Origin of the sequence: Pantoea sp. S18 (assembly GCF_045689705.1) — a bacterium.
In the GTDB taxonomy this organism is placed as follows: domain Bacteria; phylum Pseudomonadota; class Gammaproteobacteria; order Enterobacterales; family Enterobacteriaceae; genus Pantoea; species Pantoea symbiotica.
In genome coordinates this window covers 248,799-272,993 of sequence record NZ_CP142688.1, presented here as the reverse complement: position 1 = coordinate 272,993, position 24,195 = coordinate 248,799, and the positions used below count along the sequence as shown (strand labels likewise).

Below are 24,195 nucleotides of genomic sequence, written 5' to 3'. Positions count from 1 at the left end.
GCGGGAAGGTATCTTCAGGTAAGGAGGTGATCCAACCGCAGGTTCCCCTACGGTTACCTTGTTACGACTTCACCCCAGTCATGAATCACAAAGTGGTAAGCGCCCTCCCGAAGGTTAAGCTACCTACTTCTTTTGCAACCCACTCCCATGGTGTGACGGGCGGTGTGTACAAGGCCCGGGAACGTATTCACCGTAGCATTCTGATCTACGATTACTAGCGATTCCGACTTCACGGAGTCGAGTTGCAGACTCCGATCCGGACTACGACGCACTTTATGAGGTCCGCTTGCTCTCGCGAGGTCGCTTCTCTTTGTATGCGCCATTGTAGCACGTGTGTAGCCCTACTCGTAAGGGCCATGATGACTTGACGTCATCCCCACCTTCCTCCAGTTTATCACTGGCAGTCTCCTTTGAGTTCCCGGCCGAACCGCTGGCAACAAAGGATAAGGGTTGCGCTCGTTGCGGGACTTAACCCAACATTTCACAACACGAGCTGACGACAGCCATGCAGCACCTGTCTCAGAGTTCCCGAAGGCACCAAAGCATCTCTGCTAAGTTCTCTGGATGTCAAGAGTAGGTAAGGTTCTTCGCGTTGCATCGAATTAAACCACATGCTCCACCGCTTGTGCGGGCCCCCGTCAATTCATTTGAGTTTTAACCTTGCGGCCGTACTCCCCAGGCGGTCGACTTAACGCGTTAGCTCCGGAAGCCACTCCTCAAGGGAACAACCTCCAAGTCGACATCGTTTACGGCGTGGACTACCAGGGTATCTAATCCTGTTTGCTCCCCACGCTTTCGCACCTGAGCGTCAGTCTTTGTCCAGGGGGCCGCCTTCGCCACCGGTATTCCTCCAGATCTCTACGCATTTCACCGCTACACCTGGAATTCTACCCCCCTCTACAAGACTCTAGCCTGCCAGTTTCGAATGCAGTTCCCAGGTTAAGCCCGGGGATTTCACATCCGACTTGACAGACCGCCTGCGTGCGCTTTACGCCCAGTAATTCCGATTAACGCTTGCACCCTCCGTATTACCGCGGCTGCTGGCACGGAGTTAGCCGGTGCTTCTTCTGCGGGTAACGTCAATCGGTGAAGTTATTAACTCCACCGCCTTCCTCCCCGCTGAAAGTACTTTACAACCCGAAGGCCTTCTTCATACACGCGGCATGGCTGCATCAGGCTTGCGCCCATTGTGCAATATTCCCCACTGCTGCCTCCCGTAGGAGTCTGGACCGTGTCTCAGTTCCAGTGTGGCTGGTCATCCTCTCAGACCAGCTAGGGATCGTCGCCTAGGTGAGCCATTACCCCACCTACTAGCTAATCCCATCTGGGCACATCCGATGGTGTGAGGCCCGAAGGTCCCCCACTTTGGTCTTGCGACGTTATGCGGTATTAGCTACCGTTTCCAGTAGTTATCCCCCTCCATCGGGCAGTTTCCCAGACATTACTCACCCGTCCGCCACTCGTCACCCGAGAGCAAGCTCTCTGTGCTACCGTTCGACTTGCATGTGTTAGGCCTGCCGCCAGCGTTCAATCTGAGCCATGATCAAACTCTTCAATTTAAGTTTGATTTGCTGAAACAAGTTCAGCGGTGCTCATCTGTAAAACGTCATAATGAATTTCATTATGTGTTCACTCGTGAGGCTTTGATATTTTTTACGTCCGGAGACGCTGATATCAATCCTGCGAGTGCCCACACAGATTGTCTGATAAATTGTTAAAGAGCGTTGCGAGCAGCGGCTGAACCGTCTGTCGCGAGGTGGCGTATACTACGCTACTCTCCTTCGGAGTCAAACACTTTTTTCAGCGCTTTCATCCGGCGGAAGTTCTTATCGAATCTTCCTCACCAACACCACATTTCGTAAACCGTTGTGCCGTGTTGATGGATGCGCATTATAGGGAGTTGTTCTCAGCGCGCAACCGCTAAATTCAATAAAAACAACCGTTCGCTGCATTCCACAGCAAAACCCTGCCTTATACGCAGTTACACACAGTGTTATCCACACTCTGCCGCACAAATGAATTTAGGCGAGCATCACGCAAACGTTTTCGCTACAATGCCCGGCGACGTCAAGGATGCCCCTTTTGGGGCGTTACATGAGGCAAGCGTTTCTCTTCTATATAGAAGAGAAACACTAAGCTTGATGTAACGCTCTTTTTTACGCGAAACAAAGCCAAGGGATAAAACCACCATGCAACAACGTCGTCCTGTACGCCGCGCTCTACTCAGTGTCTCTGACAAAGCCGGTATCCTCGAATTTGCTCAGGCACTCTCCAGTCGTGGTGTTGAGCTGCTCTCCACAGGCGGTACCGCACGTCTGCTGGCAGATGCGGGCCTGCCCGTCACCGAAGTTTCTGACTACACCGGTTTCCCGGAAATGATGGATGGACGCGTCAAAACGCTGCACCCGAAAGTGCATGGCGGCATTTTGGGTCGTCGTGGTCAGGATGATGCGATCATGGCTGAACACGCCATCAACCCAATCGACATGGTGGTCGTTAACCTGTATCCCTTCGCACAAACCGTTGCCAAACCTGATTGCTCATTAGCTGACGCGGTTGAGAACATCGATATCGGCGGCCCAACCATGGTTCGCTCAGCGGCGAAGAACCATAAAGACGTGGCGATCGTGGTGAAGAGCAGCGATTACGAGGCGATCATTGCCGAGTTGGATGCCAACGAAAACTCGCTCACGCTGGAAACGCGTTTTGATCTGGCCATCAAAGCCTTCGAACACACTGCCGCTTATGACAGTATGATCGCCAACTACTTCGGTAGCCTGGTGCCGGCTTATCACAGCGACAGCAAAGAACCGGCCGGCCGCTTCCCGCGCACGCTTAACCTCAACTTCATTAAGAAGCAGGATATGCGTTACGGCGAGAACAGCCATCAGGATGCTGCCTTCTATATAGAAGAGAATGTTGCTGAAGCTTCTGTTGCCACCGCGCAGCAAGTTCAGGGCAAAGCGCTCTCTTACAACAACATCGCCGATACCGATGCCGCACTCGAGTGCGTGAAAGAGTTCGACGAAGCCGCTTGCGTGATCGTTAAACACGCTAACCCATGCGGCGTGGCGGTTGGCGGTTCGATTCTTGACGCTTACGAGCGCGCCTACAAAACTGACCCGACTTCTGCTTTCGGCGGCATCATCGCTTTCAACCGCGAGCTGGACGAAGCCACCGCACAGGCGATCATCAGCCGTCAGTTTGTTGAAGTGATCATCGCGCCATCCGCCAGCGAAGCAGCACTAAAAGTGACCGCCGCTAAGCAGAACGTACGCGTTCTGGTGTGTGGTCAGTGGAAAGGTCGCGTTGCGGCGCTGGATTTCAAACGTGTTAACGGCGGCGTGCTGGTTCAGGATCGCGATCTGGGCATGGTCGATGCCAGCCAGCTGCGCGTTGTCAGCAAGCGCCAGCCAACTGAGCAGGAACTGCGTGATGCGCTGTTCTGCTGGAAAGTGGCGAAGTTCGTTAAATCCAACGCCATCGTCTACGCACGTGACAATATGACCATCGGCATTGGCGCTGGCCAGATGAGCCGCGTTTACTCGGCCAAAATTGCCGGCATCAAAGCGGGTGATGAAGGTCTGGAAGTGAAAGGCTCTGCGATGGCGTCTGATGCATTCTTCCCGTTCCGCGACGGTATCGACGCCGCAGCGGCTGTCGGCATCAGCTGCGTGATTCAGCCAGGCGGTTCAATCCGTGATGATGAAGTGATTGCCGCCGCTGATGAGCATGGCATCGCGATGATCTTTACTGACATGCGTCATTTCCGCCATTAATTGTTGGGAGCAGTACAGATGAAAATTTTAGTGATTGGTAATGGCGGACGTGAGCACGCGCTGGCATGGAAAGCGGCACAATCGCCACTGGCTGAAACAGTGTTTGTCGCGCCAGGCAATGCGGGCACCGCACTCGAGCCAGCTCTGCAGAACGTGGCAATCAGCGCCACTGACGTTCCCGCGCTGCTGGCTTTTGCGCAGCAGGAAAAGATCGACCTGACCATCGTTGGCCCGGAAGCGCCGCTGGTGATTGGCGTGGTTGATGCGTTCCGTACTGCAGGTCTGAAGATCTTTGGCCCAACGCAAGCCGCCGCCCAGCTGGAAGGTTCAAAGGCGTTCACCAAAGATTTCCTGGCACGTCAGCAGATCCCAACCGCCGAATACCAGAACTTCACCGAAGTGGAGCCTGCGCTGGCCTATCTGCGCGAGAAAGGCGCACCGATCGTCATTAAAGCTGACGGTCTGGCCGCCGGTAAAGGTGTGATCGTGGCGATGGAACTGGCTGAAGCAGAAGCTGCAATACAAGACATGCTGGCTGGCAATGCGTTCGGCGATGCCGGTCACCGCATCGTGATTGAAGAGTTCCTTGATGGCGAAGAAGCCAGCTTTATCGTGATGGTCGACGGCAACAATGTGCTGCCAATGGCCACCAGCCAGGATCACAAGCGCGTCGGCGATGGCGATACCGGTCCAAACACCGGCGGCATGGGCGCGTATTCTCCGGCGCCAGTGGTGACCGATGAGATCCACCAGCGCGTAATGGATCAGATCATCTGGCCAACCGTTAACGGTATGAAAGCTGAAGGCAACATCTATACCGGTTTTCTGTATGCCGGTTTGATGATCGATAAAGCCGGTCAGCCTAAAGTGATCGAATTTAACTGCCGCTTCGGCGATCCGGAAACGCAGCCGATCATGCTGCGTCTGCAATCGGATCTGGTTGAGCTATGTCTGGCGGCGACCGATGGCAAACTGGATCAGCAAACCTCGCAGTGGGATCCGCGTCCCTCTCTCGGCGTGGTGTTAGCGGCGGGTGGTTATCCGGGCGATTACAACACGGGCGATCAGATTCACGGTCTGCCACTGGAAGAAGTGCCGGACGGCAAAGTGTTCCACGCTGGTACCACCATGAAGGACGATCTGGTGGTAACCAATGGCGGTCGCGTACTGTGCGTGACCGCGCTGGGCGACGATGTTGCCGCTGCGCAGAAAAACGCTTATGCGCTGGCGCAGCATATCTCGTGGGATGGCAGCTTCTGCCGCCGCGATATCGGCTACCGCGCGATTAACCGCAAATAAGTACGCAAAGGGGCACAGCAAGTGCCCCTTCTCTTATCCGCCTGCTAGAAATCGCTCTCTTTTGGCTGCCAGCTGCATTCGTCATCCGGCGTAGCACGGAGCAGTTGCACACCTTCCGGCGCTTCCAGCCATGACACCATTAATGGCGCAGACTGGCTCTGTTGCTGGCGACTTAGCGTATACAGCGTGTCGCGATCAAAAGCCGCATTCACCAGCTTGTCATCGCACTCTCGTACCTGATTGCCGCCCAGCCAATGGCCCTGACGCAGCAATACGCGGCCTGCAAGCAACGCATTGCTTTGATCCAGCATGCGCTGCGCATCGAAGCGATACAGCTCAACGCTATCAGCGCTAACCGCTTCACGTCGTCCCGCCAGCTGGCGCTGCATGAAATTGAGATTGCCCTGATGATCGAAGCGTAAGGTGACATCGTCCGGCTGTGCACCGGCAACACGTCGTTCGACGCTAATCAGCTTCTGCTGCTGCCAGTTGTAATCAGTGGTTTCCATCGCATCGCCATTAAACGGCGTGAAGACCGTACGCAGATGAACCACTTGATGGTCGCTATTCTTGCGCCAGATGCGCACGGTGCCGCGGTCGGCCAGATAGCCGCTCGCCGTAAAGGCAGGAAGATCAGGAGTGGAGCTACAGCCCGTAAGCAGCGCACCAAATAACAGGGCGCACACGCGCTGAGGAATTGAATTCAGCATGGCAGGTCCCGGCAACAAAAAGGGGCGCTAACGCCCCCTCTTTTAAAGCTAAACCGCAATGCGGAAACTTACTTAACAGCGTCTTTCAGAGCTTTGCCTGAAACGAACGCTGGCACGTTAGCCGCTGCAATTTTGATCTCTTTGCCAGTCTGCGGATTGCGACCGGTACGCTCAGCGCGGTGGTTCACTTTAAAAGTACCAAAACCAACCAGTTGTACAGCATCACCTTCTTTCAGAGACTCAGTGATCGCAGCCAGGGTAGATTCCAGCGCAGTCTTAGCCTGGGTTTTAGACAGGTCAGCTTTCTCTGCGATCACATCAATCAGTTGAGTCTTGTTCATAAGTTATCCTTAAAGTGTATTTATCGCTTGCTAAGCAACGAGTGCGAGGGAAAAGCCCTTCTCAGGCCTTGTTCAGCCGGTACGCACCGATAGCCACAATTTTCAGCCCCCCAAATGTAGACCAGACAGGGGGCCGATGTGAAGCCTCCAGGCGCGGTAATTCGGGCCTGAAGTCACGTTTTCTTGCCTTATTGCTGAAAAAGTATACCGATGTTACTGATTCCCGCTTCGCGTAGGTCTGCACGCAGGCCTTTAATCAATTCCAGGTCGCGCTCTTCGCACTCAGACAGCAGGCGGAAAATCTCCCACTGCAGGTCCCATTCATCGATTACCGCCTGATTTTCACGCAGCTCTTCGTCGGTCATTTCGCGACCGGCCTGCGTCATTTCCAGAATCGCCACGGTGGTGATCGATGTACGGCTGACTTCAACAGCGTGCTCCAGCGTTTCACCGCTGAGCTGTGCATGCAGCAGTTCACTTAATGCCACGCAGGCATCAATCGCCGGATGTACACCGTAAACCTCGAAATCGTCACCATTAGGGATCGCCGCTTCAAATTTCTCCAGCTGACCGTCGAAATTGATTTTGGCATCTTTGACCGTCAGGCTTTCCCAGATCAGATCGAGGATGCGGCGATAGAGTTGCGGATCGGCGAATTCGGTCTGCTGACAGAAAGCCCAATAGTTGGGGAACATACGCTCGCACAGGCAGGCCATGAAAGTCATATGCTGCCAGCTTTCAAGCTTCGCCAGACGCAAATGGACGGGATTCTGTAACATCAAACTTACTCTCAATAGGTTAGCTGGCGGCAGTGTACCGCAAAAGCCGGGCACAAACAGCGTTAAGGCGTATTTTGCCAGTGCAGAAAGGCCGGGCGTCCAGAGGCGACAGCATCCGCCCAACGCGTCGGTTCCGGCAAACGATAGCCTGCAGTACAGGCTTCCACCCAATGCAAGGCGCTATCCATGCTGACGCGATGGCCGGTCGAGATAAACAGCGGATTACAGCGCGCTTTACTGCGCCATACCCAGCCAATCTGTTCACCTTTGTCGAGCAGCGGCTGACGGCTGCCTGGCTCAGCGTCCAGCTCAGCAAAACGTCCGCATAGGCGCTTCTTCGCCACGCCAATCGTAGGCACATCCACCAGCGAACCGAAGTGCGCCGCTACGCCAAGCCGACGAGGATGGGAAATACCGTGACCATCTACAAACAGCAGATCGGGCATGTGGGAGAGCTGCTGCCAGGCTTCCAGCAGTGCCGGCATTTCGCGGAAAGATAAGAAGCCCGGAATATACGGCATGGTAGTGGCCACGCGTGCAATGCGATGTTCCACCAGCGTTAAGGATGGATATTCGAGGATGACCAGAGCAGCGCGTGTAATCTCACCGCCCTGTTCAAAACCTACGTCGGCACCACCAATAAAGCGCGGCGGCAGTACGTCGAAATCATCCTGCCGCACCACATCAGCAGCGCGTTGCAACTGTTCCTGGCGTAGTGCGGCTAAATCCACCATCAGCCCTGATGATAAGGACGTGACAGACGATGCACCGCTTCAACAAACGCTCCGGCATGCTCAGGTGGCACATCTGGATGGATGCCGTGGCCCAGGTTAAACACGTGGCCTTCGCCCGCGCCAAAACCTTCGAGAATCCCGGCCACTTCCTGCTCGATGCGCGCTGGCGGCGCATACAGCATGGAAGGATCCATGTTGCCCTGCAGCGCCACTTTGTCACCCACGCGACGACGCGCATCGGCGATATCGGTGGTCCAGTCGAGTCCCAGCGCATCGCAGCCGGTCGCCGCTATCGCTTCCAGCCATTGGCCGCCACCTTTGGTGAATAGCGTAATAGGTACGCGACGACCTTCATTCTCGTGCAGCACGCTATCGACGATTTTGTGCATGTAGTAAAGCGAGAATTCGCGATAGTCGCGGCCAGTCAGCACGCCGCCCCATGTGTCGAACACCATGATCGACTGCGCGCCAGCTTTGATCTGCGCATTGAGATAAAGAATCACGCTGTCGGCCAGCTTATCCAGCAGCTTGTGCAGGGTTTGCGGCTCGGCGTACATCATCTTTTTGATTTTAGTGAAAGCTTTGCTGCTGCCGCCTTCAACCATATAGGTTGCCAGCGTCCACGGGCTACCGGAGAAACCGATCAGCGGCACTTCGCCTTTTAGGTTGTGACGAATGGTACGCACCGCGTTCATCACATAACCGAGTTCTTGCTCTGGATCCGGCACCGGCAGTTTGTCGACATCCGCACGGCAGGTGATCGGATTGGAGAAACGTGGGCCCTCGCCGGTCTCAAAGTAGAGCCCAAGTCCCATCGCATCAGGAATGGTGAGGATATCGCTGAAGAGGATTGCCGCATCCAGCGCATAGCGACGCAGCGGTTGCAGCGTGACTTCACACGCCAGCTCAGCATTCTTACACAGCGACATAAAATCACCGGCTTCAGCGCGCGTGGCTTTGTACTCCGGCAAATAGCGCCCGGCTTGTCGCATCATCCATACCGGCGTGACATCTACCGGCTGACGTAACAGGGCGCGCAGATAACGATCGTTCTTCAGTTCACTCATAATGGGCTCTCTCATGCTAAGGCCGGCAGTGTAGCATTTTCACGCCGCGCTGGCGCGACACAGGGCAACGGTATCTTCAATCAGACGACGCGCCACCGTGCCGGGCGGCGGTAACAGCGGCAGATCGTCATATCGATACCAACCGGCATCCAGCAGCTCTTTACCGTCGTGTTGCAGATCGCCGCCATCATATTCCGCCATATACGCCATCATCAGAGAGTGCGGGAACGGCCACGGCTGCGAAGTTACGTAGCGCACGTTTTTCACCCGCACGTTGCTCTCTTCCATCACTTCCCGCGCTACCGCTTGTTCTAAGGTTTCGCCCACTTCGACGAAGCCAGCCAGCACGGTATAGATGTTGTTGCGATGGCGCGCATGATTGGCAAGCAGGATCTCATCGCCACGGCGAATGGCCACGATGATGCACGGCGCAATTTGCGGGTAATAGCGCTCGCGGCAGTGATTGCACAAGCAGGCAAATTCGCGTTTGCTGATGTGCATCTCATGGCCGCAATAACCGCACCAGCGATGCGAGCGGTAAAACTCCGCCAGCTGCACGCCACGCCCGGCGATTTGGAACAGGCCGACATCTTCATCAATCAATTGGCGCACAGAGCCCATGCTGTCCGGGCGCGATTCGCGTACCAGCCAGACATTCTCGCCCTGCCACTCGCCAATCAAAATGCCGTTGCTGCCGTTCAGGCCAAAATCGGTGGCTAAGCCATGCGGCAATTCACCCTGCGGCATCCAAAGTTTTTGCTCATGGCTGACAACCCACCAACCAGCGTCTAAGCTTGAGATCTCACGTTGCATCTTAATCGTTGTCCTTAGCGTCAAATCGCACGCTGAAATCCTAATATTAAGTGTGTAATAAACAACTATAACCTACCTGGAGCCCCATATGCTTAACCAGTTAGAGAACCTGACAGAGCGTGTAGGTGGCAGAAATGAATTGGTGGATTCATGGCTGCGCGCCCGTCGACAGCTGCTCGTCACTTACTACGAGCTTATTGGCATGAAGCCACAAAAAGATGCGTTAACCGCGCTGGATGAACAGGCGCTGGATGCATTTTGTCACAACCTGGTGGATTACCTGTCTACCGGCCATTTCAGCGTGTATGAACACATCATTAGTGAGATGCAGGGTGATAGCCCATTAATCGTGGCCGCGCAGATTTATCCGGCACTCGAGGCGAATACCGATCGCATCATGCAGCTTTACGACACCCATCTGCAGCAAGCGATTAACGATGATAATTGCGTGGATTTTCAAACCGCGCTCTCCGAAGTCGGCGAGGTGCTGGAATCGCGCTTTACGCTGGAAGATAAGTTGGTGCAGCTCGCCTGGGATCACCAACTGGCGCGTCCGCCAGTTGCCAACGACAGCGTCATCGCCCGCCCGGCTTAACATCCCGAAGATGTAAAAAACTTGTTATTCAAGAAAAGCCCTCTTATGCTAAATGGGCTTTTTTTATTGCCTCTTCAAAACATGAAGAGGCAAATTTTGCGGTTTAAGCGTAGCGTGCGCAGCCAGTTTGCACTCGGACAGCGCGCAGGGACCGGAGCGTACACGTAGTACGTGACGGTCACGAGCACTGCCCAGGTGCAAAATGGCAAGCAAAGTAGCTTAAACCACAAAACACAACCTTGTCGGAGTGCCCTCTGGGGCTGAGACCGTTAATTCGGGATCCGCGGAACCTGATCAGGTTAGTACCTGCGAAGGGAACAAGAGTAGACATCATCAGCACGTTGCAAGCTGGCGCCCAGCATCGTCGCTGTTACTCCTTCCGAACTCTGGACAAGCAACTTCCAACCTTTACCGGAAACTTGCTATGTCTGCTAAAACGTCTCGTCGAGAACAACGCGCTCAGGCGCAAGAATTTATCGATTCCCTGCAGGGAACTGCTTTCCCCAACTCCAAACGTATCTGGATCACTGGCAGCCGCGAGGATATTCGCGTGCCAATGCGTGAGATACAGCTCAGCCCGACACATATCGGCGGCAGCAAAGAACATCCGCAATATGAGCCGAATGAAGCGGTGCCGGTATACGACACCGCCGGTGCTTATGGCGATCCTCAAGCCACTATTGATGTGCATCAGGGACTTGCAAGACTACGCGCCAACTGGATCGAAGAACGTGGCGACAGCGAAACTATCCACCAGCTAAGTTCCAGCTACACGCAGCAACGTCTGGCGGATGAAGGTTTGGATCACCTGCGGTTTGAGCATCTGCCACAACCGCGCCGCGCCAAAGCGGGTCGCCGGGTTACCCAGTTGCACTATGCGCGTCAGGGCATCATCACGCCCGAGATGGAGTTTATTGCGCTGCGTGAAAACATGGGCCGCGAGCGTATTCGCGGTGAAGTGCTGCTACAGCAGCATCCAGGCCACAGCTTTGGCGCTAATCTGCCGGAAAATATCACCGCTGAATTTGTCCGCAAGGAAGTCGCCAGCGGCCGCGCCATCATCCCTTCTAACATCAACCACCCCGAATCCGAACCGATGATCATTGGCCGCAACTTCCTGGTGAAGGTAAATGCCAACATTGGTAACTCGGCGGTGAGTTCATCAATTGAAGAAGAAGTGGAGAAGCTGGTATGGTCGACGCGCTGGGGCGCAGACACCGTGATGGATCTCTCAACCGGCCGCTACATTCATGAAACGCGTGAGTGGATTTTGCGCAACAGCCCGGTGCCAATTGGTACAGTGCCGATTTATCAGGCGCTGGAGAAAGTGAACGGTATTGCAGAAGATCTCAACTGGGAGATTTTCCGCGACACGCTGCTGGAGCAGGCGGAACAAGGTGTCGACTACTTCACCATTCACGCTGGCGTGCTACTGCGCTACGTGCCAATGACGGCCAAACGCCTGACCGGCATTGTGTCGCGCGGCGGCTCGATCATGGCGAAATGGTGCCTGTCACATCACACCGAAAGTTTCCTCTATCTGCACTTCCGCGAGATTTGTGAAATTTGTGCCGCCTACGATGTTGCCTTGTCGTTGGGCGATGGCTTGCGTCCCGGCTCAATTCAGGATGCCAACGATGAGGCGCAATTTGCCGAACTGCATACGCTGGGCGAACTGACCAAAATCGCCTGGGAATATGATGTGCAGGTGATGATTGAAGGTCCGGGCCATGTGCCGATGCAGATGATTCGTCGCAATATGACCGAACAGCTTGAGCATTGTCACGAAGCGCCGTTTTACACGCTTGGCCCGCTCACCACCGATATCGCGCCCGGCTACGACCATTTCACTTCCGGCATCGGTGCGGCCATGATTGGCTGGTTCGGTTGCGCCATGCTGTGCTACGTGACGCCAAAAGAGCACCTCGGTTTGCCGAATAAAGAGGATGTGAAGCAAGGGCTGATCACCTACAAGATCGCCGCGCACGCAGCGGATCTGGCGAAAGGTCATCCGGGCGCGCAGATCCGCGACAATGCGATGTCGAAAGCGCGTTTTGAATTCCGCTGGGAAGATCAGTTCAATCTGGCGCTTGATCCGCACACCGCACGCGCCTATCACGATGAAACCCTGCCGCAGGAATCAGGCAAAGTCGCGCACTTCTGTTCGATGTGCGGCCCAAAATTCTGCTCAATGAAAATTACTCAGGAAGTGCGCGAGTTTGCCGCACGCCAACAGGCTGAAGCTCAGCCGATAGAGATTGGTATGGCGCAAATGTCGGATGCCTTCCGCAATCGTGGCGGCGAGCCTTATCACGCTGCCGATACCCTTAAAGAGGAAAATGTATGACCGACGCCTTTCCTGCCACGGCCCCAAAACTGGGGCTGTATCCGGTTGTTGATAGCGTGGAATGGATCGCACGCTTGCTGGAAGCCGGCGTGCGCACCATTCAGCTGCGCATCAAAGATTGTGAAGATCATGAGGTGGAAGATGCCGTGCGCGAGGCGATTGCGCTTGGCAAACAGTATCGCGCTCGGCTGTTTATCAATGATTACTGGCGATTAGCCATTAAATATCACGCTTATGGCGTGCACCTTGGCCAGGAAGACCTCGATGTCGCCGATCTGGCGGCCATCCGTGAGGCAGGATTGCGTCTGGGTTTATCGACGCATGACGATGCCGAGCTGGATCGGGCTCTGGCGCTGCGCCCCTCTTATATTGCGCTTGGCCACATCTATCCTACGCAAACCAAAGACATGCCTTCTGCGCCGCAGGGCGTGGTGGAATTGAAACGCCATCTGACGCGTTTACAGGATATGCCAACCGTGGCGATTGGCGGTATTTCACTGGCGCGCGTGCCTGAAGTGCTGGCCACTGGCGTGGGAAGTATTGCGGTGGTGAGCGCGATTACCCATGCCGCAGACTGGCGCGCAGCAACGCAGCAGTTGCTGTCACTAGTGGAAAATGGAATCGAACCTGCAAAAGCAATGTAATGCGTGGTAAGTAAGGATGAAACGCTGGAATCTGCCGCGCAGCAGCGTGATGTGATGGCTAGCGTCCTTTCCTGATAAAGCTAAAGTATGCCTGCCCGCTGTCGCTTGCAGCGGGCCAGGGCTGGTCTTAACCTCTCCCAGCCCTGCCTTTCTTTACATGGTCAGGGAGGAGGTATGCACGGTTTCTACACTGCAAGCCAGCATGGCACGTTCTACCGCTGCACCGAGTTGGGCTATCGCCTGCTCCGTATGCTCATTCATTGGCAAACCATAATTCAGGCGCAAGCAGTTGCGATACTTGCCCGAGGCCGAAAACAGCGAGCCGACCGCAACCTGCATGTTCAGCTCCCGCAATTCGGTGTTGAGCCTGACTGCGTCAAACGCCTCTGGCAACTCAATCCACATCAGGAAGCTGCCCTGAGGACGCGACACACAAATTCCGCATGGGAAATAGTGGCGCACCCAACAGCTGAAAGTTTCGTAGTTGCGTTGATACACCTGACGCATGCGCCGCAAGTGCGGAAGATAATGACCAAGGCGAATAAACTCGGCGACCGCATGCTGCGGCTGTGTTGCCGTCGATCCGGTGCTGATGTATTTCATATGCAGCACGCGATCGCGATAGCGCCCCGGCGCCACCCAACCGACACGCAGTCCCGGCGCCAGCGTCTTGGAGAACGAACTGCACAGCAACACGCGGCCATCGTTGTCCAGCGACTTGATGGTAACTGGACGCGGATACTCCCACGCCAGCTCACCATACACATCGTCTTCAATAATCGCGGCATCGAAACGCTGCGCCAGCGTTACCAGCGCACGTTTGCGAGATTCCGGCATGATAAAGCCCAGCGGATTATTGCAGTTTGGCACTACTACCACCGCTTTGATCGGCCACTGCTCGAACGCCAGTTCCAACGCTTCCAGGCTAATGCCGGTGACCGAATCGGTAGGAATCTCGATGGCACGTATGCCGAAGCCGCGCAACGTTTGCATGGTGCCGTGGAAAGTGGGCGATTCCACCGCAATGATGTCACCAGCCTGGCATATCGCACGAATCGAAATCGACAGCGCTTCATGGCAGCCGGTAGTAATCACGATATCTTCTGCCGTGAGCTGACAACCGCTGTCGATCGTCAGGCGCGCAACCTGTTCGCGCAATGCCGCGACGCCCAGCAAACTGTCATAGTTGAGCTGGTCAGTATCCTGCCTCTGCGCCATGCGGCTCTGAATTTTCCACAGCGGTTTCAATGTGGGTTGAGTGAGATCGGGTATACCGCTGCCGAGTTGCAACACATCGCTGTTCGTTCGGCTACTGAGCAACTCAAGCACCGATTCCCATTGCGTGATTTCCACCGGGCGCTGTGCCGGTCGGGTTATGGCGGGCATCGGCGGCGTCGCTTTGCGCGTTGCAACGAAATACCCGGATCGTGGCTGCGGTACGATCAGCTGTTTCTCTTCCAGCAGATGATATGCCTGCTGAACAGTGCTGATACTCACGCCGTGTTCCAGACTCAGCGTGCGCACCGACGGCAAGCGCTCGCCGCTGCGGTAAAGCCCTTGCTCAATACGATCTGAAAGCAAACATGCCAAATGTTGGTAGCGCGTCATCGTATGCCTCACTCAGCCTTAGATCATGACAAACCAGTACAGATAGCCCTCATTATTACCATTCAGATCCATCACAGCGCAATCTGTATGTTAAAGATAAGTGATTTTTGCGTCTGTATCATAATGCGCAGGAATTGGACAATGCATCTCAGGCAACCTACTGAGGGCAAGGATTATGGAATTCGATCAAAACCGCGCGGCTAAACCTTTTGATGTCACTTTACTGGATATCTTCCGTGGCGCAGTACGTATGGTTAAACACTGGAAAGCACGGCGTGAAACTCATCGCATCCTGTCAAAACTGAGTGACAATCAGCTGCGTGATATCGGACTGACACGCGAAGATGTCTGCCGCAAGTTCTGACAAAATGAAGACGAAAAAAAACCCTGCCGAGGCAGGGTTTTTTATTGGTCAGCTTTAGCAGACGAATTACTCGTCGTCGCTTCCGCCCAGACCGGCATTCAGCAATTCAGCCAAGCTAGCAGAGGCTTCATCCGCAGTAACCTGCGGTGCAACCGGTGCTTCACCCGCAGAGCGGCGACGCATACGATCCTGGTGATAAGCATAACCGGTACCGGCTGGGATCAGACGACCCACGATTACGTTCTCTTTCAGGCCGCGCAGTTCATCGCGCTTACCTGCAACTGCTGCTTCAGTCAGGACACGCGTGGTCTCCTGGAACGATGCTGCAGAGATGAACGATTCGGTTGCCAGTGACGCTTTGGTGATACCCAGCAGATCGCGCATGAATGTCGCGCCGATTTTGCCATTCGCTTCAAGTTCACGGTTAGAGATCTTGATGCGAGAGTATTCAGCCTGCTCACCTTCCAGGAAGTCGGTGCTTCCCACGCTCGAGATGGTTGCTTTACGCAGCATCTGACGAACGATGACTTCGATGTGTTTATCGTTAATCTTAACGCCTTGCAGACGGTAAACTTCCTGCACTTCGTTAGTGATGTAACGGGTCACAGCATGGACGCCACGCAGACGCAGGATATCGTGCGGAGACTCTGGGCCGTCAGATACGACGTCACCACGTTCTACGCGCTCACCTTCGAATACGTTAAGCTGACGCCATTTTGGAATCATCTCTTCGTACGGATCGCTACCATCAACCGGCGTGATTACCAGACGACGCTTACCTTTGGTCTCTTTACCGAAGGAGATGATACCGCTGATCTCCGCCAGGATTGCTGGCTCTTTCGGACGACGCGCTTCGAACAAGTCAGCAACGCGCGGCAGACCACCGGTAATATCCTTGGTACCGCCAGATTCTTGCGGAACACGCGACAGCGTGTCACCGGCACTGATCTTAACGCCATCTTCCAGCTGAACAATCGCTTTGCCCGGCAGGAAGTACTGTGCTGGCATGTCGGTACCTGGAATCAGAACATCATTTCCGTTGGCATCAACAATTTTCAGCGCAGGACGCAGATCTTTACCGCCCGCAGTACGTTCTGCAGAATCCAGAACCACCAGCGATGACAGACCGGTTAAATCGTCAGTCTGACGCGTAATGGTCTGACCGTCGATCATGTCAGTAAAGCGAATGAAACCGCCCACTTCGGTGATTACCGGCATGGTATGCGGATCCCAGTTTGCTACGGTCTCGCCCGCTGCAACCTGCTCGCCATCACCTTTAGCCATAACCGCACCGTAAGGCACTTTATAGCTCTCTTTGGTACGACCGAACTCGTCGATCATCTTCAGCTCAACGTTACGTGAAACGATAACCAGTTTCCCTGAGGAGTTGGTTACAGATTTCGCGTTGGTCAGCTTGATAGTACCTTTGTTCTTCACCTGGATGCTGGATTCAGCAGCCGCACGAGATGCCGCACCACCGATGTGGAACGTACGCATCGTCAGCTGAGTACCCGGCTCACCGATGGACTGTGCTGCGATAACACCGATGGCCTCACCTTTGTTGATGATGTGACCACGTGCCAGATCGCGACCATAGCAGTGTGCACACACACCGAAGTCGGTTTCACAGCCAACAACCGAGCGCACTTTGATCGCATCGACTGAGTTCAGTTCGATCACATCACACCAGTGCTCATCGATCAGGGTGTTACGCGGGATCAGGATGTCCGCAGTGCCCGGCTTCAGAACGTCTTCAGCCGTTACACGACCCAGTACACGCTCACGCAGCGGCTCTTTAACGTCGCCACCTTCGATGACCGGAGTCATCATGATGCCTTCGAACGTGCCGCAGTCATCTTCGGTAACAACCAGATCCTGCGCTACGTCTACCAGACGACGCGTCAGATAACCGGAGTTAGCGGTTTTCAGTGCGGTATCCGCAAGACCTTTACGCGCACCGTGCGTGGAGATGAAGTACTGGAGTACGTTCAGACCTTCACGGAAGTTCGCGGTGATCGGCGTTTCGATGATTGAGCCATCTGGCTTAGCCATCAGACCACGCATACCGGCCAGCTGACGAATCTGTGCAGCAGAACCACGCGCACCGGAGTCGGCCATCATGTAGATGCTGTTGAACGATACCTGCTGCTCTTCTTCGCCATGACGGTTGATCACAGTTTCAGTTTGCAGGTTATCCATCATCGCTTTGGAAACGCGTTCGTTAGCGGCGGCCCAAATATCGATAACTTTGTTGTAACGTTCGCCAGCAGTTACCAGACCAGACTGGAACTGTTCCTGAATCTCAGCAACTTCCGCTTCCGCTTCCGCTACGATTTCCGCTTTCTTCGCTGGGATGACCATGTCGTCGATACCTACAGAGGCACCTGAACGGGCTGCGTAAGCAAAACCGGTGTACATGGTTTGGTCAGCAAAGATAACGGTCGGCTTCAGGCCCAGGATGCGGTAACAGGTGTTCAGCATCTTGGAAATTGCTTTCTTACCCAGCGCTTGGTTGACGATGGAGTAAGGCAGGCCCTTCGGAACGATCATCCACAGAATCGCACGACCAATGGTGGTGTCGATAATGCTGGTTTTCGCAACGAACTCTTCCTGATCGTTCTTTGTATATTCGGTGATACGCACTTTAACGCGTGCATGCAGCTCGGCCAGGCCAGCGCGGTAAACACGCTCAGCTTCTTTCGGGCCAGTCAGCACCATGCCTTCGCCTTTGGCGTTCACTTTGTCGCGGGTCATGTAGTACAGACCCAAAACAACGTCCTGTGAAGGAACGATGATTGGCTCGCCGTTCGCTGGTGACAGAATGTTGTTGGTCGACATCATCAGCGCACGCGCTTCCAGCTGGGCTTCCAGCGTCAGCGGTACGTGAACAGCCATCTGGTCACCATCGAAGTCGGCGTTATATGCCGCACAAACCAGCGGGTGCAGCTGGATCGCTTTACCTTCGATCAGAACCGGTTCAAACGCCTGGATACCCAAACGGTGCAGAGTTGGTGCACGGTTCAGCAGTACCGGGTGTTCGCGGATCACTTCGTCCAGGATATCCCAAACGACAGCTTCTTCGCGCTCAACCATTTTCTTAGCGGCTTTGATGGTGGTGGCCAGGCCACGCAATTCCAGCTTGCCGTAAATGAACGGTTTGAACAGCTCAAGAGCCATTTTCTTCGGCAGACCGCACTGATGCAGACGCAGGTATGGACCAACGGTGATAACTGAACGGCCAGAGTAGTCAACACGTTTACCCAACAGGTTCTGACGGAAACGACCCTGCTTACCTTTGATCATGTCTGCCAGAGATTTCAGCGGACGCTTGTTCGAGCCAGTGATGGCGCGACCGCGACGGCCGTTATCCAGCAGTGCATCAACCGCTTCCTGCAGCATACGTTTTTCGTTACGTACGATGATATCTGGCGCAGCCAGATCCAGCAGGCGTTTCAGACGGTTGTTACGGTTGATCACGCGACGATACAGATCGTTCAGATCCGACGTAGCGAAACGACCACCATCCAGCGGTACCAGCGGACGCAGATCTGGCGGCAGAACCGGCAGAACGGTCAGGATCATCCACTCTGGCTTGTTACCAGACTGAACGAACGCTTCCAGCAGCTTGATACGCTTGGTCAGCTTTTTACGTTTGGTCTCGGAGTTGGTTTCGTTCAGCTCTTCACGCAGCTGCTCGCACTCTTGCTCCAGATCCATATTTTTCAGCAGCGCCTGAATAGCTTCCGCACCCATCTTCGCGTCGAATTCGTCACCGAACTCTTCCAGCGCGTCAAGGTACTGCTCTTCCGTCAGAATCTGACGTTTTTCCAGGTTGGTCATGCCGCCTTCGATAACCACATAAGATTCGAAGTACAGCACGCGCTCGATATCACGCAGTGGCATATCCAGCAGCAAGCCGATACGCGAAGGCAGTGATTTCAGGAACCAAATGTGCGCAGTTGGAGAAGCCAGCTCAATGTGGCCCATGCGCTCACGACGTACTTTGGTCTGTGTAACTTCAACGCCACACTTCTCACAGATCACGCCGCGATGTTTTAAACGCTTGTACTTACCGCACAGGCATTCGTAATCTTTTACCGGTCCGAAAATACGGGCACAGAAAAGACCGTCACGCTCAGGCTTGAAGGTACGGTAGTTAATGGTTTCCGGCTTTTTAACTTCACCAAAAGACCATGAACGGATCATGTCTGGCGAGGCCAGAGCAATTTTGATCGCATCAAACTCTTCGGTCTTAGTTTGCGCTTTCAGAAACTTAAGTAAGTCTTTCACGGATTAGCTCCCGTCGGAGTGGAACTCTCAGGGACGCGCACCCGAAGTGCACGTCCCGTAACCAGTACTTGCGAGTACTTACTCGTCTTCCAGCTCGATGTTGATACCCAGCGAGCGAATCTCTTTCAACAGTACGTTGAAGGATTCCGGCATGCCCGGTTCCATCTGATGGTTACCGTCGACGATGTTTTTATACATCTTCGTACGGCCGTTAACGTCATCAGATTTAACGGTAAGCATTTCCTGCAGGGTATACGCGGCACCGTATGCTTCCAGTGCCCACACTTCCATCTCACCGAAGCGCTGTCCACCGAACTGCGCTTTACCACCCAGCGGCTGCTGAGTAACCAAGCTGTAAGAACCGGTAGAACGTGCGTGCATCTTGTCGTCGACCAGGTGGTTCAGTTTCAGCATATACATGTAACCTACGGTTACCTGACGCTCAAACTGCTCACCGGTACGGCCGTCGAACAGGGTGATCTGACCGGAAGAAGGCAAGCCGCCGAGCTGCAACAGCTCTTTGATTTCGCTCTCTTTCGCACCGTCAAACACCGGAGTTGCGATTGGCATACCCTTCTTCAGGTTTTCTGCCAGACGCAGCACTTCGTCGTCTGTAAAGGTGTTCAGATCAACTTTCTGACGCACATCAGTGCCCAGATCGTAAGCACGCTGGATGAACTCACGCAGTTTGGAGACTTCTTCCTGCTTCTTCAGCATCGCATTGATTTTTTCACCAATGCCTTTCGCCGCCATACCGAGGTGAGTTTCCAGGATCTGACCGATGTTCATACGCGATGGTACGCCCAGCGGGTTCAGTACGATGTCGACCGGCGTACCGTTCTCATCGTAAGGCATGTCTTCGATAGGGTTGATCTTAGAGATAACACCCTTGTTACCGTGACGACCTGCCATCTTGTCACCAGGCTGGATCTGACGTTTAACGGCCAGATACACCTTAACGATTTTCAGCACGCCTGGTGCCAGATCATCGCCTTGGGTGATCTTGCGACGCTTAGCTTCAAGTTTCTTCTCAAACTCGTGCTTCAGCTCGTCGTACTGCTCAGCCAGCTGCTCCAGAGAATTCTGCTTCTCTTCGTCAGTCAGGCCCAGCTCCAACCAGCGCTCACGTGGCAGTTTGTCCAGCTTCTCGGCTTCAACACCACCCGAGATCAGAACTGCCTGGATACGGCCGAACAGGCCCGCTTCAAAGATCTGCAGTTCTTCAGACAGGTCTTTCTTAACCTGCTTCAGCTGCATTTCTTCGATTTCCAGCGCGCGCTTGTCTTTTTCCACGCCATCGCGGGTGAAGACCTGCACATCGATAACCGTACCGGATACGCCGTTCGGAACGCGCAGTGACGAATCTTTCACGTCAGAGGCTTTTTCACCGAAGATCGCACGCAGCAGTTTCTCTTCTGGCGTCAGCTGGGTTTCACCTTTCGGCGTTACCTTACCAACCAAAATGTCGCCACCGGTCACTTCCGCACCGATATACACGATGCCGGATTCATCCAGTTTAGAAAGCGCAGCTTCACCCACGTTCGGGATATCAGCGGTGATCTCTTCTGGCCCCAGCTTAGTGTCGCGAGACACACATGCCAGTTCCTGGATGTGAATAGTGGTGAAACGGTCTTCCTGAACCACACGCTCGGATACGAGGATGGAGTCTTCGAAGTTGTAACCGTTCCATGGCATGAACGCCACGCGCATGTTCTGACCGAGCGCCAGTTCACCGAGATCGGTAGACGGGCCGTCAGCCAGCACGTCGCCACGCTCAATCGGTTCACCCAGGTTTACACACGGCATCTGATTGATGCAGGTGTTCTGGTTAGAACGGGTGTACTTAGTCAGGTTGTAGATGTCGATACCCGCTTCGCCCGGATACATCTCTTCTTCGTTAACTTTAATAACGATACGAGAAGCATCAACGTACTGAACGGTACCACCACGTTTCGCGACGGCAGTTACACCGGAGTCAACCGCTACTGCACGCTCCATACCGGTACCAACCAGCGGCTTATCAGCGCGCAGAGTTGGAACCGCCTGACGTTGCATGTTCGCACCCATCAAGGCGCGGTTAGCATCATCGTGCTCCAGGAACGGAATCAGTGACGCACCGACAGAAACCACCTGTTGGGTGGAAACGTCCATGTAGTCAACCTGATCGCGGCTGAACAGGCTTGACTCACCCTTGCTACGGCAGGTGACGAGATCGTCAACAAAGCTGCCATCTTCTGCGAGGTTGGTGTTCGCCTGAGCGATAACGTAGTTACCCTCTTCAATTGCAGAGAGGTAATGAATTTCATCACTCACTTTTCCGTCAACAACGCGACGATACGGGGTTTCAAGGAAACCGTATTCGTTAGTCTGCGCGTAAACAGAGAGTGAGTTGATCAGACCGATGTTCGGGCCTTCCGGGGTTTCGATAGGACATACACGACCGTAGTGGGTTGGGTGTACGTCACGTACTTCGAAGCCGGCGCGCTCACGGGTCAGACCGCCTGGGCCCAGAGCAGAGATACGACGTTTGTGCGTAATCTCAGACAACGGGTTGTTCTGATCCATAAACTGGGACAGCTGGCTTGAACCGAAGAACTCTTTCACCGCCGCCGAAATCGGCTTAGCGTTGATCATGTCCTGAGGCATCAGCGTATCGAGGTCGCCCAGAGACAGACGCTCTTTAACCGCACGCTCAACACGAACCAGACCAACACGGAACTGGTTTTCTGCCATTTCGCCAACAGAACGAATACGACGGTTGCCGAGGTGATCGATATCATCCACTTCACCGATACCGTTACGGATACCGATAAGCTTTTTCATCACTTCGATGATGTCGTCTTTGCTCAGGATACCTGAACCTTCGATCTCATCACGCAGCAGAGAACGGTTGAACTTCATGCGGCCAACCGCAGAAAGATCGTAACGATCTTCAGAGAAGAACAGGTTCTCAAACAGGTTTTCAGCGGCTTCACGCGTTGGTGGTTCGCCAGGACGCATCATGCGGTAGATCTCAACCAGCGCGCTTAAGCGATCGTTGGTTGGGTCAACACGCAGAGTCTCGGAGATATACGCACCGTGATCCAGGTCGTTGGTGAACAGCGTTTCAATGCGCTTGTGGCCTGACTGGCTCAGTTTCGCCAGCAGATCCAGTGACAATTCCATGTTCGCTGGAACGATCAGCTCGCCGGTGTTCAGATCGACGTAGTCTTTAGCGACCACTTTGCCAGCAATGTATTCAACTGGCACTTCGATGTGCTGAATGTTGTCTTTTTCCAGCTGACGGATGTGGCGCGCAGTGATGCGACGACCTTTCTCAACGTAGACCGTGCCGTTTGCTTCGATATCGAAGGAGGCGGTTTCACCACGCAGGCGCTCAGGCACCAGTTCCATCTGCAGTTTGTTATCGCGGATTTCATAAACGACTTTGTCAAAGAACAGATCGAGGATTTGTTCTGAGGTGAAGTTTAACGCGCGCAGAATGATACTGGCCGGCAGCTTACGACGACGGTCAATACGGACGAAGAGGTTGTCTTTCGGGTCAAACTCGAAGTCGAGCCATGAACCGCGGTAAGGGATGATACGTGCGTTATACAGCACTTTACCGGAAGAGTGCGTTTTACCCTTATCACTGTCGAAGAACACGCCAGGACTACGGTGCAGCTGAGAAACGATAACACGCTCAGTACCATTGATAACAAAGGTACCGTTGTCCGTCATGAGTGGAATCTCACCCATGTAGACTTCTTGTTCTTTAATGTCTTTTACGGTGCCTTCCGGCGCTTCGCGCTCGTAGATCACCAGACGCAGTTTCACGCGCAGCGGTGCCGAATAGGTCACGCCACGGATCTGACATTCAGTTACGTCAAAGACAGGCTCACCCAAACGGTAGCTAACATACTGCAACTCAGAGTTGCCGCTGTAGCTTGAGATTGGGAATACGGAGCGGAAGGCTGCTTCCAGACCGTACTGGCCTTCTGGATCTTGCTCGATAAACTTCTGGAACGAGTCAAGCTGGATAGAAAGGAGATAAGGTATGTCCAAAACTTGTGGACGTTTACCAAAATCCTTACGAATACGTTTTTTCTCGGTATAGGAGTAAACCATGGGGTTCCTCAGCTAGCTGACATGTCGAACCACGCTGTCCGTCCTGAAAAGGACAGTTCATGCAACACTATTTTTTGTTTTTCATGCGATGCGCAGCACCCCATGCAATACATCTTTCTATCACTCTTAAATCATTTCATCGCCGTTGCTCAGGCAGGGAACCTTCGCAGGAGAGCGATATATTAAGGCGTCGATAGAAAAAGATATTGAAGAGGAATGATGGACAAACAGTGCGAAACGCCATCATTCCCCTGTAGCGCAAAAAGGCTGGTGACCTAAACAGTCACCAGCCATCAGCCTAATGTTACTCAGGCTGCAACCCGAAGGCTGTCTTACTTAACTTCAACTTCAGCGCCAGCTTCTTTCAGAGCAGCTTCAAGAGCGGCTGCGTCATCTTTGCTGATGGCTTCTTTGATAGTACCAGTAGCTTCAACCAGGTCTTTAGCTTCTTTCAAGCCCAGGCCAGTTGCAGTACGTACTGCTTTGATTACTGCGACTTTGTTAGCGCCAACAGCTTTCAGAATTACGTCGAATTCAGTTTTCTCTTCAACAGCTTCAGCTGGGCCAGCAGCAACAGCTACAGCAGCAGCAGCAGAAACGCCGAATTTTTCTTCCATAGCAGAAACCAGCTCAACTACTTCCATTACGGACATAGCGGCAACAGCTTCCAGAATTTGGTCTTTAGTGATAGACATATCGATTGTTCCTAAAAATCAGA

At 54.0% G+C, this 24,195-nt stretch carries 16 protein-coding genes, 1 rRNA gene and 1 riboswitch; of the genes, 6 read left to right on the top strand and 11 right to left on the bottom strand.

The window, feature by feature from the left end; all coding sequences use genetic code 11:
- Positions 1-19: 19 nt before the first annotated feature.
- Positions 20-1,559: ribosomal RNA gene (locus VIJ98_RS01220) — 16S ribosomal RNA — on the bottom strand.
- A 630-nt stretch (positions 1,560-2,189) separates the two neighbouring features.
- On the opposite strand from VIJ98_RS01220, the gene purH reads away from it, so the two are divergent.
- Both purH and purD read left to right on the top strand, forming a co-directional pair.
- The gene (gene purH / locus VIJ98_RS01215; protein ID WP_258144339.1) at positions 2,190-3,779 is read left to right on the top strand and encodes a bifunctional phosphoribosylaminoimidazolecarboxamide formyltransferase/IMP cyclohydrolase; all 1,590 of its coding nucleotides are present in this window, start codon (positions 2,190-2,192) and stop codon (positions 3,777-3,779) included.
- A gap of 18 nt (positions 3,780-3,797) precedes the next feature.
- Positions 3,798-5,078: a phosphoribosylamine--glycine ligase gene (gene purD, locus VIJ98_RS01210; protein ID WP_323271896.1), complete on the top strand. Its 1,281-nt coding sequence runs from the start codon at positions 3,798-3,800 to the stop codon at positions 5,076-5,078.
- Between the two features lie 44 nt (positions 5,079-5,122).
- Here the strand turns inward: purD and VIJ98_RS01205 are convergent, their stop codons facing one another.
- The 6 genes from VIJ98_RS01205 to nudC all read right to left on the bottom strand — a co-directional run bounded on the left by VIJ98_RS01205 (position 5,123) and on the right by nudC (position 9,522).
- A complete protein-coding gene (locus tag VIJ98_RS01205) occupies positions 5,123-5,788 on the bottom strand; it encodes a DUF1481 domain-containing protein (protein WP_008108425.1) in 666 nt (221 codons plus the stop codon).
- Between the two features lie 68 nt (positions 5,789-5,856).
- Positions 5,857-6,129: a nucleoid-associated protein HU-alpha gene (hupA, locus tag VIJ98_RS01200; RefSeq protein ID WP_007886275.1), complete on the bottom strand. Its 273-nt coding sequence runs from the start codon at positions 6,127-6,129 to the stop codon at positions 5,857-5,859.
- A gap of 188 nt (positions 6,130-6,317) precedes the next feature.
- The gene (locus VIJ98_RS01195; protein WP_258144336.1) at positions 6,318-6,908 is read right to left on the bottom strand and encodes a YjaG family protein; all 591 of its coding nucleotides are present in this window, start codon (positions 6,906-6,908) and stop codon (positions 6,318-6,320) included.
- Between the two features lie 62 nt (positions 6,909-6,970).
- The gene (gene nfi, locus VIJ98_RS01190; RefSeq protein ID WP_323275718.1) at positions 6,971-7,639 is read right to left on the bottom strand and encodes a deoxyribonuclease V; all 669 of its coding nucleotides are present in this window, start codon (positions 7,637-7,639) and stop codon (positions 6,971-6,973) included.
- A gap of 2 nt (positions 7,640-7,641) precedes the next feature.
- Entirely contained in the window at positions 7,642-8,709 is a 1,068-nt protein-coding gene (gene hemE / locus VIJ98_RS01185; RefSeq protein ID WP_008108418.1) for a uroporphyrinogen decarboxylase, read from the bottom strand.
- A gap of 39 nt (positions 8,710-8,748) precedes the next feature.
- Positions 8,749-9,522, bottom strand: a complete 774-nt coding sequence (gene nudC / locus VIJ98_RS01180) for an NAD(+) diphosphatase (RefSeq protein ID WP_323271895.1) — start codon at positions 9,520-9,522, stop codon at positions 8,749-8,751.
- Positions 9,523-9,610: 88 nt separating this feature from the next.
- On the opposite strand from nudC, the gene VIJ98_RS01175 reads away from it, so the two are divergent.
- From VIJ98_RS01175 to thiE, 3 genes are all read left to right on the top strand, one after another.
- The gene (locus VIJ98_RS01175; protein ID WP_008108413.1) at positions 9,611-10,117 is read left to right on the top strand and encodes an Rsd/AlgQ family anti-sigma factor; all 507 of its coding nucleotides are present in this window, start codon (positions 9,611-9,613) and stop codon (positions 10,115-10,117) included.
- A 233-nt stretch (positions 10,118-10,350) separates the two neighbouring features.
- Positions 10,351-10,451, top strand: a riboswitch (TPP riboswitch).
- A 90-nt stretch (positions 10,452-10,541) separates the two neighbouring features.
- Positions 10,542-12,464, top strand: coding sequence for a phosphomethylpyrimidine synthase ThiC (gene thiC / locus VIJ98_RS01170; protein WP_323271894.1), 1,923 nt, complete (start codon positions 10,542-10,544; stop codon positions 12,462-12,464).
- Entirely contained in the window at positions 12,461-13,108 is a 648-nt protein-coding gene (gene thiE / locus VIJ98_RS01165; protein WP_312184621.1) for a thiamine phosphate synthase, read from the top strand. The genes thiC and thiE overlap by 4 nt, the downstream gene beginning before the upstream one ends.
- A 153-nt stretch (positions 13,109-13,261) precedes the next feature.
- Here thiE and VIJ98_RS01160 read toward each other — a convergent pair whose 3' ends face one another.
- A complete protein-coding gene (locus tag VIJ98_RS01160) occupies positions 13,262-14,716 on the bottom strand; it encodes a PLP-dependent aminotransferase family protein (protein WP_323271893.1) in 1,455 nt (484 codons plus the stop codon).
- A gap of 175 nt (positions 14,717-14,891) precedes the next feature.
- Here VIJ98_RS01160 and VIJ98_RS01155 point away from each other — a divergent pair, with 175 nt between their 5' ends.
- Positions 14,892-15,080: a DUF1127 domain-containing protein gene (locus VIJ98_RS01155; protein ID WP_008108404.1), complete on the top strand. Its 189-nt coding sequence runs from the start codon at positions 14,892-14,894 to the stop codon at positions 15,078-15,080.
- Positions 15,081-15,146: 66 nt separating this feature from the next.
- Here the strand turns inward: VIJ98_RS01155 and rpoC are convergent, their stop codons facing one another.
- The 3 genes from rpoC to rplL form a co-directional block, all read right to left on the bottom strand.
- On the bottom strand, positions 15,147-19,370 hold the full coding sequence (gene rpoC, locus VIJ98_RS01150) for a DNA-directed RNA polymerase subunit beta' (protein ID WP_323271892.1): 4,224 nt from the start codon (positions 19,368-19,370) through the stop codon (positions 15,147-15,149).
- A gap of 78 nt (positions 19,371-19,448) precedes the next feature.
- On the bottom strand, positions 19,449-23,477 hold the full coding sequence (gene rpoB / locus VIJ98_RS01145; protein ID WP_008108400.1) for a DNA-directed RNA polymerase subunit beta: 4,029 nt from the start codon (positions 23,475-23,477) through the stop codon (positions 19,449-19,451).
- A gap of 332 nt (positions 23,478-23,809) precedes the next feature.
- The gene (gene rplL / locus VIJ98_RS01140) at positions 23,810-24,172 is read right to left on the bottom strand and encodes a 50S ribosomal protein L7/L12 (protein ID WP_008108398.1); all 363 of its coding nucleotides are present in this window, start codon (positions 24,170-24,172) and stop codon (positions 23,810-23,812) included.
- Positions 24,173-24,195 lie beyond the last annotated feature (23 nt).

Coding starts and splice junctions, on each gene's coding strand:
- purH (WP_258144339.1), top strand. CDS start 2,190: ATGCAACAACGTCGTCCTGTACGCCGCGCTCTACTCAGTGTCTCTGAC.
- purD (WP_323271896.1), top strand. CDS start 3,798: ATGAAAATTTTAGTGATTGGTAATGGCGGACGTGAGCACGCGCTGGCA.
- VIJ98_RS01205 (WP_008108425.1), bottom strand. CDS start 5,788: ATGCTGAATTCAATTCCTCAGCGCGTGTGCGCCCTGTTATTTGGTGCG.
- hupA (WP_007886275.1), bottom strand. CDS start 6,129: ATGAACAAGACTCAACTGATTGATGTGATCGCAGAGAAAGCTGACCTG.
- VIJ98_RS01195 (WP_258144336.1), bottom strand. CDS start 6,908: ATGTTACAGAATCCCGTCCATTTGCGTCTGGCGAAGCTTGAAAGCTGG.
- hemE (WP_008108418.1), bottom strand. CDS start 8,709: ATGAGTGAACTGAAGAACGATCGTTATCTGCGCGCCCTGTTACGTCAG.
- nudC (WP_323271895.1), bottom strand. CDS start 9,522: ATGCAACGTGAGATCTCAAGCTTAGACGCTGGTTGGTGGGTTGTCAGC.
- VIJ98_RS01175 (WP_008108413.1), top strand. CDS start 9,611: ATGCTTAACCAGTTAGAGAACCTGACAGAGCGTGTAGGTGGCAGAAAT.
- thiC (WP_323271894.1), top strand. CDS start 10,542: ATGTCTGCTAAAACGTCTCGTCGAGAACAACGCGCTCAGGCGCAAGAA.
- thiE (WP_312184621.1), top strand. CDS start 12,461: ATGACCGACGCCTTTCCTGCCACGGCCCCAAAACTGGGGCTGTATCCG.
- VIJ98_RS01160 (WP_323271893.1), bottom strand. CDS start 14,716: ATGACGCGCTACCAACATTTGGCATGTTTGCTTTCAGATCGTATTGAG.
- VIJ98_RS01155 (WP_008108404.1), top strand. CDS start 14,892: ATGGAATTCGATCAAAACCGCGCGGCTAAACCTTTTGATGTCACTTTA.
- rpoB (WP_008108400.1), bottom strand. CDS start 23,477: ATGGTTTACTCCTATACCGAGAAAAAACGTATTCGTAAGGATTTTGGT.
- rplL (WP_008108398.1), bottom strand. CDS start 24,172: ATGTCTATCACTAAAGACCAAATTCTGGAAGCTGTTGCCGCTATGTCC.